This window comes from Lysinibacillus sp. ZYM-1, assembly GCF_001308875.1.
Taxonomy (GTDB): domain Bacteria; phylum Bacillota; class Bacilli; order Bacillales_A; family Planococcaceae; genus Lysinibacillus.
Genome location: NZ_KQ465140.1, coordinates 1 through 14,207 on the forward strand (window position 1 = coordinate 1; position 14,207 = coordinate 14,207).

12 protein-coding genes, 1 pseudogene and 1 riboswitch are annotated in these 14,207 nt (G+C 37.2%); of the genes and pseudogenes, 9 read left to right on the forward strand and 4 right to left on the reverse strand.

The annotated features are described in order from the left end of the window. Positions 1-126: 126 nt before the first annotated feature. Both AO843_RS20220 and AO843_RS20225 read right to left on the reverse strand, forming a co-directional pair. Complete coding sequence (locus tag AO843_RS20220; RefSeq protein WP_054612877.1) at positions 127-1,608, reverse strand: DASS family sodium-coupled anion symporter; 1,482 nt, start codon at positions 1,606-1,608, stop codon at positions 127-129. A 197-nt stretch (positions 1,609-1,805) separates the two neighbouring features. Continuing rightward, positions 1,806-2,438 (reverse strand): glycerol-3-phosphate acyltransferase, encoded by a 633-nt coding sequence (locus AO843_RS20225; RefSeq protein WP_054612878.1) that lies wholly within the window; start codon positions 2,436-2,438, stop codon positions 1,806-1,808. A gap of 155 nt (positions 2,439-2,593) precedes the next feature. Beyond that, a riboswitch (SAM riboswitch) is annotated at positions 2,594-2,707 on the forward strand. A gap of 117 nt (positions 2,708-2,824) precedes the next feature. On the opposite strand from AO843_RS20225, the gene AO843_RS20230 reads away from it, so the two are divergent. The 3 genes from AO843_RS20230 (at position 2,825) to AO843_RS20240 (ending at position 6,301) form a co-directional block, all read left to right on the forward strand. Further along, a complete protein-coding gene (locus AO843_RS20230) occupies positions 2,825-4,126 on the forward strand; it encodes an O-acetylhomoserine aminocarboxypropyltransferase/cysteine synthase family protein (RefSeq protein ID WP_054612879.1) in 1,302 nt (433 codons plus the stop codon). A gap of 328 nt (positions 4,127-4,454) precedes the next feature. Then, on the forward strand, positions 4,455-4,841 hold the full coding sequence (locus tag AO843_RS20235) for a hypothetical protein (RefSeq protein WP_054612880.1): 387 nt from the start codon (positions 4,455-4,457) through the stop codon (positions 4,839-4,841). A 473-nt stretch (positions 4,842-5,314) separates the two neighbouring features. Continuing rightward, positions 5,315-6,301: a homoserine dehydrogenase gene (locus AO843_RS20240; RefSeq protein WP_054612881.1), complete on the forward strand. Its 987-nt coding sequence runs from the start codon at positions 5,315-5,317 to the stop codon at positions 6,299-6,301. A gap of 60 nt (positions 6,302-6,361) precedes the next feature. On the opposite strand, the gene AO843_RS20245 is transcribed toward AO843_RS20240, so the two are convergent. Beyond that, complete coding sequence (locus AO843_RS20245) at positions 6,362-6,592, reverse strand: MerR family transcriptional regulator (RefSeq protein ID WP_054612882.1); 231 nt, start codon at positions 6,590-6,592, stop codon at positions 6,362-6,364. Between the two features lie 156 nt (positions 6,593-6,748). Here AO843_RS20245 and AO843_RS25625 point away from each other — a divergent pair. The 4 genes and pseudogenes from AO843_RS25625 to AO843_RS20260 form a co-directional block, all read left to right on the forward strand. Beyond that, a pseudogene (locus AO843_RS25625) lies at positions 6,749-7,492 on the forward strand (EamA family transporter); the annotation flags it as partial. 76 nt (positions 7,493-7,568) lie between these two features. After that, positions 7,569-8,261, forward strand: a complete 693-nt coding sequence (locus tag AO843_RS20255) for a response regulator transcription factor (protein ID WP_054612883.1) — start codon at positions 7,569-7,571, stop codon at positions 8,259-8,261. Continuing rightward, positions 8,239-8,394: a hypothetical protein gene (locus tag AO843_RS24650; protein WP_008176206.1), complete on the forward strand. Its 156-nt coding sequence runs from the start codon at positions 8,239-8,241 to the stop codon at positions 8,392-8,394. Before AO843_RS20255 ends, AO843_RS24650 begins: the two co-directional genes overlap by 23 nt. A 15-nt stretch (positions 8,395-8,409) precedes the next feature. Then, on the forward strand, positions 8,410-10,614 hold the full coding sequence (locus AO843_RS20260; RefSeq protein WP_054612884.1) for a histidine kinase dimerization/phospho-acceptor domain-containing protein: 2,205 nt from the start codon (positions 8,410-8,412) through the stop codon (positions 10,612-10,614). A gap of 44 nt (positions 10,615-10,658) precedes the next feature. Here the strand turns inward: AO843_RS20260 and AO843_RS20265 are convergent, their stop codons facing one another. Beyond that, positions 10,659-11,807 carry an acyl-CoA dehydrogenase family protein gene (locus AO843_RS20265; RefSeq protein ID WP_054612885.1) on the reverse strand — a complete coding sequence of 383 codons (1,149 nt, stop codon included), beginning with the start codon at positions 11,805-11,807 and terminating at the stop codon, positions 10,659-10,661. Between the two features lie 307 nt (positions 11,808-12,114). Here AO843_RS20265 and AO843_RS20270 point away from each other — a divergent pair, with 307 nt between their 5' ends. Both AO843_RS20270 and AO843_RS20275 read left to right on the forward strand, forming a co-directional pair. Then, a complete protein-coding gene (locus tag AO843_RS20270) occupies positions 12,115-13,194 on the forward strand; it encodes a metallophosphoesterase (RefSeq protein ID WP_054612886.1) in 1,080 nt (359 codons plus the stop codon). A 103-nt stretch (positions 13,195-13,297) separates the two neighbouring features. Further along, on the forward strand, positions 13,298-14,131 hold the full coding sequence (locus AO843_RS20275) for an undecaprenyl-diphosphate phosphatase (protein ID WP_054612887.1): 834 nt from the start codon (positions 13,298-13,300) through the stop codon (positions 14,129-14,131). Positions 14,132-14,207 lie beyond the last annotated feature (76 nt).

Below are 14,207 nucleotides of genomic sequence, written 5' to 3' on the forward strand. Positions count from 1 at the left end.
GTATGCTTATACCCGTTTTTCAACGAAAGGTGTTTTTATTTGTCTCACTTTTCTAGGTCAGTGCGCAGTTAGTATATTCCTTCAAGGCTTTTTTTGTGTATATGTTTATCTGAGTCTATCAGCGACTTATAGTAACCCAATCCATTTCCAATAAGTTGCTGAGAACAGAAGAACTAGGAGGAAGCCGATAATCGTTAATGGAATACCCGATTTCAGGAAATCCTTTGTTGTAAACGCGCCTGTACCGTAAGCAAGCATATTTTGTGGTGCGCTAATTGGTAAAAGGAAGCCAAAACTAATGACAAATTGTTGTACGATTACGAAACCAACCTGATCTACATTAGTCGTTAATGTGGAAGCTAACACGATAAACACTGGTATAAGTGCAGATGCTAGGCTTGTTGCACTGGCGAAACCTAAATGAATAAGAATATTAAATAATGTTACGAGTGCAATTGTAGCAAGAATTGGCATAGTATCTAGACCGAGTGAACCAAAAACTTTATCTGATAACCATGATGCTCCTTTTGTATTCAATAAAATAGTTCCTAACATAATGCCTACTGCGAAGACAATGATTGTTCCCCAAGGAATATGAGGTTCAACTTCCTTCCAAGAATAAACCCCGATTTTAGGCATTAGTAGTATAGCAATAGCAATAATTGTGACAGTTGTCGTATCAAATGGGTGGAGCTTGCCTTCCGTTGCCCAGAAAAATAGTAAAACTAATGATGTAACGATTAATCGAATTTCAGGTGCTTTTAATGGTCCTAGTTCGGCAAGCTGTTTCTTGATGACCTCTTTACCACCCTCGATATTGCTCGTCTCAGGCTTAATTAATGTAATCATAATGAAAAATAAAGCTACAGACATAATGATCGAGAATGGGGCGGCATAGAGTAACCAAGCACCCCAGGAAATATTCACATTAAATTGCTCTTGAATGAAATTTAATGCAACCATATTTTGCGCTGCTGCAGTCTTTATACCAATATTCCAGATGGAAACGGCTTGGACGGAAGTAATAACAAGTAAAGCAGCAAGACGACTATCGCGTGGTAGACCAAATGCTGCGACCATTCCAAGAAGTATAGGGACTACTGCGCCCGCCCGCGCAGTGGCAGAAGGAACAAAAAATGCGAGGGCTATTGAAACTAATATAGCACCAAATACAATAGCTTTTGTTTTAGTTCCTACAAGTGAAAGAATCCACAGAGCAAGTCGTTTGTGTAAATTGGTAATTTGCATGGCAGCCGCTAGGAAAAGAGCCGCTGCTACAAGGGCAACGGCGGAATTACTAAAACCACTTAATGATAGTTTTAAGGCGCCAGCGGTACCTAGTTGTGTTGTGGGATCATCAATTGATGGCGCGAGTCCTAGTAAAACAGTTACGAGTGCAATAATCATTGCAGAGCTTACAGGGTATGAAACGGCCTCTGTTACCCAAAGGATAACCGCGAAAGCTAAGATGGCTAAAGCACGTTGCCCTGCTACAGGTAACTCACCGTTATTAGGTAAAAAAGTAATGATAATTAGTAACGCAAAGGCCAAGCCAATCCATAATGGCTTTAAATTACGTTTCGTCGTTGCTTGTTTAGGTGAAGACATATTTTCTCATCCTTTCTACGAAAAACATGACGATTATTATCCATAACATCGGTCAGTATAATGTTTTATTAAGATAAGAATTAGTCTGTTTTTTTATAAAGAGTTTAGGAATGTGAAAAATGTCCGTTTTACAGCTTTAATAGTAGTTAAAGAGATAATTTGTGGTCATAAAAAATACAAAAATATCCTTAAAAATATTATCGCTTTTTCTTAAACGCAGACGTCACTTTAGGTTCGGTCCCATTGATTAGCCGTTTGATATTTTCTGTGTGTAAAATAATAGCTAAACCAAAAAGAAGAACGGCAATAATGGTTGGGCCGAGTCCGGGAATCCATAAATAAGTTGCAGTACAAAAAACGAGATAAAACTCTAATACACCGACAATTAAATAGTTTGTTGCAAAAGATAAAATAACAAATAGAATAAGTGCAAATAAACCAATCTTCCAGTCGACCGCTAGTAAAATTCCGATGATGGAGGCAGTTCCTTTTCCACCATTGAAGCGCATATAAAATGGGAAATTATGCCCTAAAATAACCCCTGCAGCTATCAAGTATGTTAGAAGCCATATTTGTTCTTCGGTTAAATGTGTTGCATCTGCTAAATAAAAGTGTGCACCAAGGATGGCTGCAATGCCTTTGCCAATATCGATAAGAGCTACTAAAACGCCATATTTCCAGCCGAGGGAAAGCGTAGCATTAGAGGCACCAGCGTTGCCGTGGCCCGCTTTTTTTAAATCAACCCCGGATAAAAATTGTGCCACTTTAGAGCCGTGAATACAGCCAATTAAGTAGCCAACAACTAGAAAAAGAATCACGGCTTTTACCATAAAAATACTCCTTTCAAAATTTTTTCTAAAATAGTGTATGCGTTCTTCTTACGTATAAGAGCAGACAGAAGTTTCGGAAAAAATAAAATTTACATGTTGACAGAAAAAAACTCTATGTTTATACTGTGTAACAACGATGGAAATTGAATCTCATACTCTTATCAAGAGCGGCGGAGGGATAGGCCCTATGATGCCCGGCAACCAGTAAGTGATGAACTTACTAAGGTGCTAATTCCTACAGATTCTTACTTGGATCTGGCAGATAAGGGGAGGAAAACTTGCAACCGCAACCCTCTTCTTAGCTGAAGGGGGTTTTTGTTTTCTCAGAAAAAATCCTCCTCATCTCCGGTACCATCGTAAAAAAATAACCATTTTGGAGGTACACAATGACCAATTTTAAACCAGAAACATTGTTGTTACATGGCGGGCAAGAGCCAGACCCAGTGACAGGATCTCGTACAGTCCCTGTCTATCGTTCGACAGCATTCGTATTTAAAGACACTGCTCATGCGCAACGTCTTTTTGCTTTAGAGGAAGCTGGGAACATTTACACACGTATTACAAATCCGACTGTTGATGTATTTGAAAAACGTGTGGCTTTATTGGAAGGCGGAACAGCAGCAGTAGCACTTTCATCTGGTGCAGCAGCAATCGCATTTTCTATTTTGAATCTAGCGGGAGCCGGAGACGAAATAGTAGCAGCGAGTTCCTTATATGGTGGTACTTATAATTTATTCGCTAACACACTACCAAACTACGGTATTAAAACAATTTTTGTAGATGAAACAAACCCAGAGAATTTCAAAGCTGCCATCACAGATAAAACAAAAGCTGTCTTTGCTGAAGTTTATGGGAATCCAAGTTTAAAAGTTTTAGATATTGAGGCAGTGGCTAAAATTGCACATGACAATGGCTTACCATTAATTATTGATAGTACGTTTGCTTCTCCATATGGTTCTACACCTATTGAATTCGGTGCAGATATCGTTGTTCATTCAGCAACTAAGTGGATAGGTGGTCATGGTACAACTTTAGGAGGCGTTGTTGTAGACGCTGGTAAGTTTGATTGGACTAGAGGACGCTTCCCAGGCTTTACAGAGCCGGATTCTTCTTACCATGGTTTACGTTATGGAATCGATACTGCTTCTGCTGCATTTGCTACAAAGCTACGTGTCCAGTTATTACGTGATTTTGGCCCAACATTAAGTGCAGATGCAGCCTTCAATCTATTACAAGGCTTAGAGACGCTTCATTTGCGAATCCCTAAACACAACGAGAATGCATTAGCTGTGGCTGAATATTTACGCAACCACCCATCTGTGGAGTATGTAAATTATAATGGCCTAAAGGATTTTCCAACCCATGAATTGGCGAAAAAGTATTTAAGGAATGGCTTCGGTTCAGTGCTAACATTTGGCATAAAAGGTGGACGTGAAGCAGGCCGAAATCTTATTGATCATGTAAAGCTGTTTTCACATGTTGCGAATGTAGGAGATGCCAAATCGTTAATCATCCATCCAGCATCTACTACACATCAACAATTATCAGCAGATGAACTAATTCAAGCTGGCGTAACCGAATCGCTCATTCGCTTATCAATCGGTTTAGAGGCAATAGAGGACATCATTGCAGATTTAGAACAGGCTATTACGCAAGCAACAGCAACTGAACAAACAATAGAAGCTTAATATAGAATATACAAGAGAATGTTGTAGCGTTTACGTATTTTCTCATTCGAAAGGCCTCATCTGGTAATACGTTAAACGTTGCTACATGAATCACAAACTCATCTGGTAATTGTCAGAACCTTTTAAAAAATAATACCAAGTATCTTTATATGTATTATTGACTTAATTAAAACCTTGCTATATACTTGGATATAAGTTAAGTGTACGAAAGAACTCGTTAAAAAAGGTAAATGTTTTCATAAGTGCTCCCCCACTTTTGAATATATAGGAGAGTAGTTGCATAGCCAGTGACTACTCTTCAAAAAACTGATGATAAAGGAGTGTTTAAATGGGTAATGTCTATAGTGCGCAAAACATTGCATCATATCTAATTTATGAACTAAATGAAGGTCATGTATTTGTCAACAATAAATCCATTCAACACATACTTACATCAGTTGAACGTAAATGGCAACAAGCCTTTGGTCATTCAGCATATCAGGAACAGGTTTATGTTGATGAGAAGGGGCATACTGTTAAGGAAGTTTATGAGGCTTATGAAATGTATGGTGTGTGCCACATTCCACTTCCAGCAACAGAATTTTATTTAAAGTATGGTACATTTCAATTAGTGGAACGTACGTATGCAATACCAAATTTTACTGAAATAGAAATCAGTCTTGTTCAACAAGCTTTAACACAATATCGTTATCAATTGCTTTCAAAAGCGAGCTAAAAAATCCCTCATATATTTAAGCTCATTCTCTGCTGCTACAGGGAATGAGCTTTTTTTATAGCGGTTTGATTTTTTAGCAGGATTATGGGTGTCTGAACATACATATATAATAGAAGAAAGACATTCATTTTTTAAATACAAAGAGTCAATATTTGTTCAAATCTTATAGTTAAACTAAAAAAACGTATAATAAAGGGAATGAAACCGATTTCTTTTGCACGTCTAGGGAAAACAAATGTCCTTCCTAGAAAGATTTTTCTTGTGTAAAGTATATATATGCGTTACAATTTTCTTTAAGTTAAATTTTGAATTATTTGAATTTGTATGTGTACTAACACGTACTGATAAAACAAAACTTATCCCAAATAAGTTGTTGGCTAAGGCCTGCGGTGGGTGTCATATGAATTGGCACAACCCCGGGGGAGTTTGGCTTTGATGAAACTGCGGAATGTAAGTTGGAGGGAATAACGAGAATGGCAACTATAAAGGCAGCGATTTTAGGGTTTGGAACTGTAGGTCAAGGGATCTATCATATATTAAATGAAAAGCGAGAAGAGCTTAAAAATAAATTAGGTATTGAGTTAGAAGTAGCAAAGATTTTAGTGACAGATGCTAGCCGCGAACGTGTACCAGGTACAGCACATTTGATGACAACAAGCATGGAAGAAGTATTAGCAGAATCGGGCATGCAGGTAGTATTTGAAGCAATTGTTAATGAAGAACCTGCATATAGCTATTTAAAGCGAGCAGTGGAGCATAAATGTCACGTTATTACAGCCAACAAAGTAATGTTTGCAAAACGTGGATTAGAGTTGCAAGATCTTGCAAAAGCAAATGGTGTTTTTGTAGGCTTTGAGGCCACTACTGCTGGAGGGGTACCTGTTATTAAAACTATGAAAAATATTTTACTTGTTAACGATGTAAGTCGTATACAAGGTGTTTTAAATGGGACTTGTAATTATATTTTAACTAAAATGCGTGCAGAGGGCTGGTCATTTGATACTGCTTTAAAGGAAGCACAAAGTTTAGGCTATGCTGAGGCAGATCCATATAATGATATTTCTGGTCAGGATGCCTTTAAAAAATTAATGATTTTAAGTGCCTTAGCATTTGGAGAGCAACCTGATTGGGCGGATGTAGATGTTATTGGAATAGACAGCATTTCGGCTTCACAGGTCCGTGAAGCATGCGAAAAAGGTCTACGATATCGCCATGTAGCTGAAGTTGAAAAATTGACTAACGGGAAAATTGTAGCTAAGGTTGGTCCGCAATTGGTCGATAAAGAACACCCGCTTTATCCAGTCGATGATGTGTTCAATGCAGTTGCACTAGAAACCAATTATATTGGCACATTAACATTAGTAGGACCTGGTGCTGGAATGTACCCAACAGCTAGTGTAATGGTAGAAGATTATGCTGAAATCATCGGGAAGAGAGCAGGGTTTGTTGTAACGATTTAATAATATTTTTTAAAGTTGCCCGCCATTCAACAATGTTCTATTGTTTGAATGGTGGGCTTTTTAATCCTCGTCTTTTACATCAATATCTTCTGGTATAGGGGTAGATCGCCATATTTCAATTTCCTCTTTGATACGTTCCAATTGATTAAAATAAGTACTGAATTGACCACTATTTATGAGTATCTGATCTCCATCGAAAACAGAACGGATGCGTCCCTCATAGATTAGGCGTAATATTTGATCTTCAGGCATACCCAGGTCAATAGCTGTCTCTTCTATTGTTTTGTACATACAATTCGCTCCTTTTACTGTATTCATTATAACGTCCATTGAATCGAATGCATACTGGGATAAATGAATGAAATAGTAAAAATGATAATTGTTTGATTTTGGATAAATCTGTATTATTAGTATTAATGAAGGAATAAGGCGGGGGGAGGGCTTCTTTTAGCTATCACGATTTTGTTACGTAAAATTAATTTTCTAAATTGGTCATGGAAATGGACCATTTTGGCTGCAGCTAGTATTGCCCTATTCCAAGGTCTTTTCTTTTCGTCCATACGTCTAACGGGTGTAGCGATTGGAACTGTTGCAACCATTGGAAGTGCACCAGTCTTTTCTGGTGTTATAGAATGGCTTATATGGAAAACACGACCGTCTGCTGTTTGGGGACTTGCTACATTGATGGCGATTATCGGTTGTTTTTTATTATTTATGAATAATGGTGAAGAAGCTGTACATATAGGTGGCTTCGGTCAAGCATTACGTGCAGGGCTGTCTTTTGCCTTTTATACAAATATTAGTAAAAAATTAATGGTGCAGGAGGACGCTTTACCAGCAGTTGCTATGACATTTTCACTTTGTACTATACTTTTACTACCTTTTTCACTGCACAATGGATTTGATTGGTTAGGAAGTATGCATAATTTATGGACAATGCTGTTTATGGGGATTATGTGTACAAGCGTAGCTTATTTATTGTTCTTAAATGGTTTGCAAAAAATAAATTCATCAACAGCTGTAACTCTTTCGTTAGCGGAGCCATTGACTGCCGCAATTCTTGGCGTCTTTCTAGTTGGAGAACAATTAAGTGGCGTATCCTGGCTTGGTGTAGTAATGCTATTAGGCGGCATTGTTGCTTTGACGATAGGTGGGAGACAAAGCAAGCTACATAGTAAGCTAAAACCTTAAGAAATTCTTCATTTTTTTGCTAGCTGGTTTTTAAGATTTGAAAGGTACACTTATATTTGAGAGCGAGGTGTCTATCATGACGAAACTAACAGTTCTTGTAACAGATGATGATCAAGATATTCGTGATGGTATTGAAATCTATTTAAAAAATGAAGGCTATAATGTCATTAAAGCAGCAGACGGCTTAGATGCATTAGAAAAGCTAGAAAATAATGAGGTACATTTAATCATTTTAGATATTATGATGCCAAATATGGATGGTATTACAGCGACATTTAAAATTAGAGCAGAGCGCAATATACCTATTATTATGCTAAGTGCAAAGGCTGAGGATGGCGATAAAATTCATGGATTATCAGTAGGAGCAGATGATTATGTGACAAAGCCGTTCCATCCATTAGAGCTATTGGCACGAGTAAAATCTCAGCTAAGACGCTATGTGCAACTAGGGACGTATAGTGAAGGTGCGACAAAAGTAGAAATTGACGGACTTGTTCTTGATGAAGATGCAAAAGAGGTCATATTAGAAGGAGAACCGGTTCGACTAACACCAATAGAATATAAAATTACGGAATTATTAATGAAAAATGTAGGGCGTGTTTTTTCGATTCGTGAAATTTATGAACGAGTTTGGAATGAGGAAGCCTACAATGCTGAAAATATTGTAGCAGTTCACATTCGCAAGATTCGAGAAAAAATTGAAGCTGATCCGAAAAATCCACGTTATCTAAAGGTGGTATGGGGCGTTGGCTATAAAATGGAAAAATAAAATAGAGAAGTATATGACGATTGCAGGATTCATAGCAGGTGTTGTTGGGCTCATCTATTTTGGCGTTTATGCTTATCAAATCGTCGATTCTCGCTCCTCAGAGGTTTTACAGTTACTAGAGAGAATTTTTTAGAGGAGTGTTAGAGGTATGATAAAAAAATGGAAATCTTTGCTGGTGTTATTAAGTCTCATTTGGACAATTTTCGGTATCTTTACATTTTGGCATGTGGGTTATCAGTATATTGGAAAATCCTATTTCCAATCAGAGAATTTCCAGCATGAAATCGATAATTTCACTGCAGAACTAGGGCCGTTAGTGATAAATCTACCAAATGCTGAAGATTTGAAAGGGAAAATAGAGATTACGCAATCAGATATAGAGGAACATCGTAATTACTATGGTACATTAGGGCAGCAAATCGATAATATTAAACAACAATACGAGCAGCGAATTCAGGAAGCAGCAGATGCTAATGCGGCGGAATTAAAAACAAAGTTAGAGACTGAACGTGATAATAAGATTAAAGATATTACGGCAAACTTTGAAAATGATGAACATGTACGAAAGAAGATTCGTGCTGGAGAAGAAGCGCTTATCGATAAATATATCAAGTCAGCACAAGCGGAAGCTAAAAGTTTTAAAAAGTCTTATGATTACTGGTCTTATGAGTTGACGAATATTGAAACAGGTGAAACGTACCGTGCAGGTAATGTTTCGGAAAGTAGTGCCTATAAAATAAAGTATTCGGAGCGAAACCCATTATATATAGGAAATATTAGTAATAATTTAAGGGATATTTTTTACCGTACAGAAACATATGTGAATGTAGATAATTTATATGAAACAGCGGAATATACGGGTGTCTTAACCATCTCAAAAAAAGCAGTTAAATCATTAGGTGTTATGCAAGATTATAATCGTTTTCATCGTAATCAATATACCTTTTTCTTTGTGTGGTTCATTAGTATAGTAACGGCGGTCTTTGCGTGGAGAGGCCGTAAGGATGTACTACAAACTGTTAAGGGTATGAAGGAAAAAGAGATTTTAACTAAGGTGAAGTTCGATTTTCAGGCTATTTTAGTGTTGATCACAGGATTTATGTATCTGATTACTTCCCAAGTTGTTTTCGAATCTATCGAATACACTTCCGATTACAATTATCAATTTAATTATGTACGCTCTATACTAGATCTAGCATTTAAATTAGGTGTGTTATTTGTTATTGGTAGTGCTTTCTTTGTGCAATTAATATGGTTGTATACAAGAGTGGATACATTGAAAAAGCTAGAAGAAAATGTGAAATCAAGTTATTTATGGTCACTTGGGGATTCGATGACTGATTTATTTATCAATCGCTCAATTGCATTGCATTCACTGGTCATGTTAGCTGCAGCCTTTTTTGGGGGAGGTAGCCTTGTCGCTTCCATGTTAAGAGGAGGAGCATTTCCGGTTCTTGTTCTTGGTATGTGTATGTTCGTAGGATTCCCAGCCTTGGTTGTTTTCCTGTCGAGAATGGGTTATCTAAATCGTATTATGAAGGATACGAAAGATATGGCCAAAGGACGATTGAATCGTGATGTGAAGGTGAAAGGGAAGTCTCCACTTGCTCGTCATGCCGAAAATCTTAACCATTTACGAGAAGGTGTTCGGACGTCCATGCATGAGCAGGCGAAAAGTGAACGTTTAAAAACAGAGCTTATTACAAATGTGAGTCATGATTTACGAACTCCTTTAACTTCCATTATTACGTATACGGATCTTCTAAAAAAACCTAATCTTACGGATGAAGAACGTCAACAATATATTCATATTCTAGATAAAAAATCTGAACGTTTAAAAGTGCTGATTGAAGATCTCTTTGAAGTATCGAAAATGGCAAGTGGGAATATTGAGCTTCAACGAAGTCGTGTAGATTTGACGCAGCTTATCCAGCAAGCAGTAGGAGAACATAAGGAGGATTTATCACAGTCGCGTTTAGATTTACGTATGACTATGCCTCATGATCCTATTCATGCATATGTTGATGGTCAAAAATGGTGGAGACTCATTGATAATTTAATTGTTAATGTTTTGAAGTATGCGCTAGAGGGCACACGTGTATATGTGACGCTAAAACGTACAGCAGATGGTGATGCTGAACTAACAGTGAAAAATGTAGCGAAGTATGAAATTAGCGAAGATGCTGAGGAGCTTTTCGAGCGTTTTAAACGTGCAGATGCTTCTCGCCATACAGAGGGATCTGGACTTGGATTAGCCATAGCGCAATCCATTGTCGATTTGCATGGAGCTCGAATGACCATTGATGTAGATGGCGATTTATTTAAAGTGACGGTTCGAATTTCAGCAGTATAAAGGAGAAAAGATGGTGGCAGAGAATTGCCCCCATCTTCTTTTGTTTACAAGCCTAAGTTTTTAGCGATAATTACTTTCATGACTTCATTGGTGCCTGCATAGATGGACATAACAGGAATATCTCTGTACCTACGTGCAATCTTATATTCTTCCATATAACCATAGCCACCATGCAACTGCATGCATTGTGTAGCAAGCTCACGGGCATTTTCCGTTATCCAATATTTTGCCATGGATACTTTGGTCACAACATCTTTTCCTGCTATATGTTCTTCAATCAAGGACTCTAATAAGGATTTTCCAAGTTCTATTGTAGTGGCCATTTCAGCTATTTTAAATTGTGTGTTTTGAAAGTCCCCAATTGATTTGCCAAATGCTTGGCGTGATTTTACATAGTCTAGCGTTAAGGTAAGCATATCCTCAGCTGCTGTCTGTGCAGCAATAGCTACAGCTAATCGCTCTTGTTGAAGTTTTTCCATCATATAAACAAAGCCCTTGCCCTCTTCACCAAGTATGTTTTGTGCTGGTACTCGGCAATCTTCAAAAAAGAGTTCGGCTGTATCTTGAGCATGCATGCCCACTTTTTCAAGCTTCCGCCCTTTAGTAAAGCCTGGTGTACCATCTTCAATGACAAGTAGACTGATGCCATGATGTTTTTTCTCAGCAAGTGGATTTGTTTTCACTGCGACAACCGCTAAATTGGTATGAATCCCATTGGTAATAAAGGTCTTTTGTCCATTAACAATATAATGGTCACCATCACGAATAGCTGTTGTTTGAATATTTGCTAAGTCTGAACCTGTACCCGGCTCAGTCATGGCAATTGCTGTGATATAGTCACCTGAAATACATTTTGGCAGCCACCGAGATTTTTGTTCTTGTGTACCATAAGACTCAATATAAGGTACGACAATATCGTTATGCAGGCCAATCCCGATAAGACTTGAACCTATACGTTCCAGCTCTTCTTGAATAATAACACCAAAACTAAAATCAAGTTCTAGTCCACCATATTGCTCTTCTACTTGTGGACAAAGATAGCCCATATCACCAAGCTTCCGCCAAAATGTAAGTGGGATTAGATGATCTTTTTCCCATTGTGTATAATGTGGCTCAGCTTCTTCTGCTAAAAACTTACGAAAGGTTTTACGAAATAACTCATGCTCTGTTGTTTCAAATTTATAACGTGTCATTTGAATTAGCACCCCTTTTTGCTCGTAAATGCGTAAATTTTCTCTATCGTATATTATGTTACTGGAAGATTTGTGAAAATAAAAGTGGCTTTTAGTGCATAAATGACGAAAATGTCATTTACGTACAGTGAAATGTCATGTAAAACAAGAGAAAGATAGAAAAATATAAGCTATGCTTTAAATTGCAATCGTTAAAGTAGTTAGTTCCTATTTTCTTTAGAAGATTATTCAAGTAGTTCATGCAATATGAATGTTAACTATAAATGATATAATCAACTAAATATATAGGAAAGTAGAGGACAAAGATATGCCAAAAGTAATCAGTGGTATACTTTTAATTAGTATTTATAGTGCGTTGACTTTCTATTTAGGGTGGGGGGTAAAGCAGTGGCTAGGGGCTATGGGATGGTTCCGTTATCCAGTCCTATTTTGGTTAATACTGTATCTTGTTGCTTTCAGTATTATTATCGGAAGATTACATGAGTCATTACGATTCTTTTCAATTATCAGTAACTACTGGATGTTTATTTTTGAATATGGCTTATTGCTATGTTTAGCAGCACAATTGATTTTTTGGCTAACACCCTTTAAAAATGTACAAATAATTGGTAGTATAGCGGTTGCTGCACTATTTATGTTAAGTATCATTGGTTCTTATTTAGCTTATTCTCCAGTTGTACGTCATTTAGAAATAACAGTCGATAAAAAGGATAGTGAACTAAAGTCATTGAGAGCTGTTGTGGCATCTGATTTTCATTTAGGTGTTTTATCGCATAAAAGGCATTTGCAACGTTTTGTTAACTTGTCTAATGAAGCACAGCCAGATATTGTGTTGTTAGCTGGAGATATTGTAGACGATGATCCAAAATGGTTTGTTCAAGAGGGAATGGCTGATGTCATGAAACAATTAACATCTACATATGGTACTTATGGTATATTGGGTAATCATGAATATTACGGTAAAAAAATACCTGAGTTTATAGAAGAAATGAAAAATGCCAATGTAAAAATACTACTAGATGAAACAATTCGTATAGATGAGGCGTTTATATTAACAGGGCAAGAGGACAGGACGAATAAAGATAGAAAGTCACTAGAAGAATTAAAGTCTTCCGAGAGCTTACCATGGCTTGTGATGAATCATACTCCTGACGATTTGTTAACACCTTCGAAACTGGGGGTTGATTTACATATGTCAGGTCATACGCATAAAGGTCAACTTTGGCCGAATCAATATATTACAGCTCGAGTGTTTGAACTGGATTATGGTTATAAGTTGAAAGAGCAAATGCATACACTTGTTTCATCAGGCTATGGCTTCTGGGGTCCGCCTATGAGAATCGGTAGTAGGTCAGAGCTTTGGGTAGTGGACATGAAATTCCGTTAACGGTTATAGCCGTGAATGACTATTTGGTGAAATAGCAGTAGTATATGAAAATGGAGTAATTTATAATAAGTGAGTATTTGATTAATAAAGGTAAGGTGACAAAGTGGAAATTATAGAGTTATTAAAAGCATTGATTTTGGGCTTTGTTGAAGGTATGACGGAATTCGCACCGGTTTCTTCAACAGGTCATATGATTATTGTTGACGATATGTGGTTAAAGACAGAGGAGTTTTTAGGGAAATATCCTGCGAACACATTTAAAATTGTAGTACAACTTGGCTCCATTTTAGCCGTTATCGTTGTGATGTGGAAACGTATGTTAAGCTTAGTAGGCTTATACAATATTGAGGGTCAATCTCAGTCTATAAATAGACGGTTTAACTTATTGCATGTTATTGTCGGGATGCTACCAGCGGTTGTCTTAGGTTTTGCATTCAAGGATTTTATTGACGATCACCTTTTTAAAGTAGAGCATGTTATTTATGCGCTAGTAGCAGGAGCAATCTTGATGATTGTAGCGGATAAATTTGCGCCGAGAAAACCAAAGGTAGATTCTTTAGATAAGATTTCTTATGGTTTGGCCTTTAAAGTAGGGCTAGTTCAATGTCTATCTTTATGGCCAGGTTTTTCACGTTCAGGTGCGACCATTTCTGGTGGGGTATTATTTGGTATGAGCCACCGTGTTGCAGCTGATTTTACATTCATTATGGCAGTACCTATTATGGCAGGGGCTAGTCTAGTATCCGTTTTAAAAAACTGGGATACTTTGTCCATGGACTATTTCGGATTTTATGCTGTCGGATTTATTAGTTCATTTATATTTGCATTACTTTCAATCAAGTTTTTCTTAGCGCTTATTTCAAAAGTGAAACTAATGCCTTTCGCTATTTATCGTTTAGTTTTAGCAGCAGTTCTTTGCGTGATTATTTTTATGTAAACAAAAAGTCACTCTTCTTTCACAAGAAGCAGTGGCTTTTTTGCATTAAATTTATTGATTTATCAGTCCATCTTTC

Bases quoted from the DNA above. Each gene is read 5' to 3' on its own strand.
- AO843_RS20260 (WP_054612884.1), top strand. From the start codon at position 8,410: ATGATAAAAAAATGGAAATCTTTGCTGGTGTTATTAAGTCTCATTTGG.
- AO843_RS20265 (WP_054612885.1), bottom strand. From the start codon at position 11,807: ATGACACGTTATAAATTTGAAACAACAGAGCATGAGTTATTTCGTAAA.
- AO843_RS20225 (WP_054612878.1), bottom strand. From the start codon at position 2,438: ATGGTAAAAGCCGTGATTCTTTTTCTAGTTGTTGGCTACTTAATTGGC.
- AO843_RS20220 (WP_054612877.1), bottom strand. From the start codon at position 1,608: ATGTCTTCACCTAAACAAGCAACGACGAAACGTAATTTAAAGCCATTA.
- AO843_RS20245 (WP_054612882.1), bottom strand. From the start codon at position 6,592: ATGTACAAAACAATAGAAGAGACAGCTATTGACCTGGGTATGCCTGAA.
- AO843_RS20270 (WP_054612886.1), top strand. From the start codon at position 12,115: ATGCCAAAAGTAATCAGTGGTATACTTTTAATTAGTATTTATAGTGCG.
- AO843_RS20235 (WP_054612880.1), top strand. From the start codon at position 4,455: ATGGGTAATGTCTATAGTGCGCAAAACATTGCATCATATCTAATTTAT.
- AO843_RS20240 (WP_054612881.1), top strand. From the start codon at position 5,315: ATGGCAACTATAAAGGCAGCGATTTTAGGGTTTGGAACTGTAGGTCAA.
- AO843_RS20255 (WP_054612883.1), top strand. From the start codon at position 7,569: ATGACGAAACTAACAGTTCTTGTAACAGATGATGATCAAGATATTCGT.
- AO843_RS20230 (WP_054612879.1), top strand. From the start codon at position 2,825: ATGACCAATTTTAAACCAGAAACATTGTTGTTACATGGCGGGCAAGAG.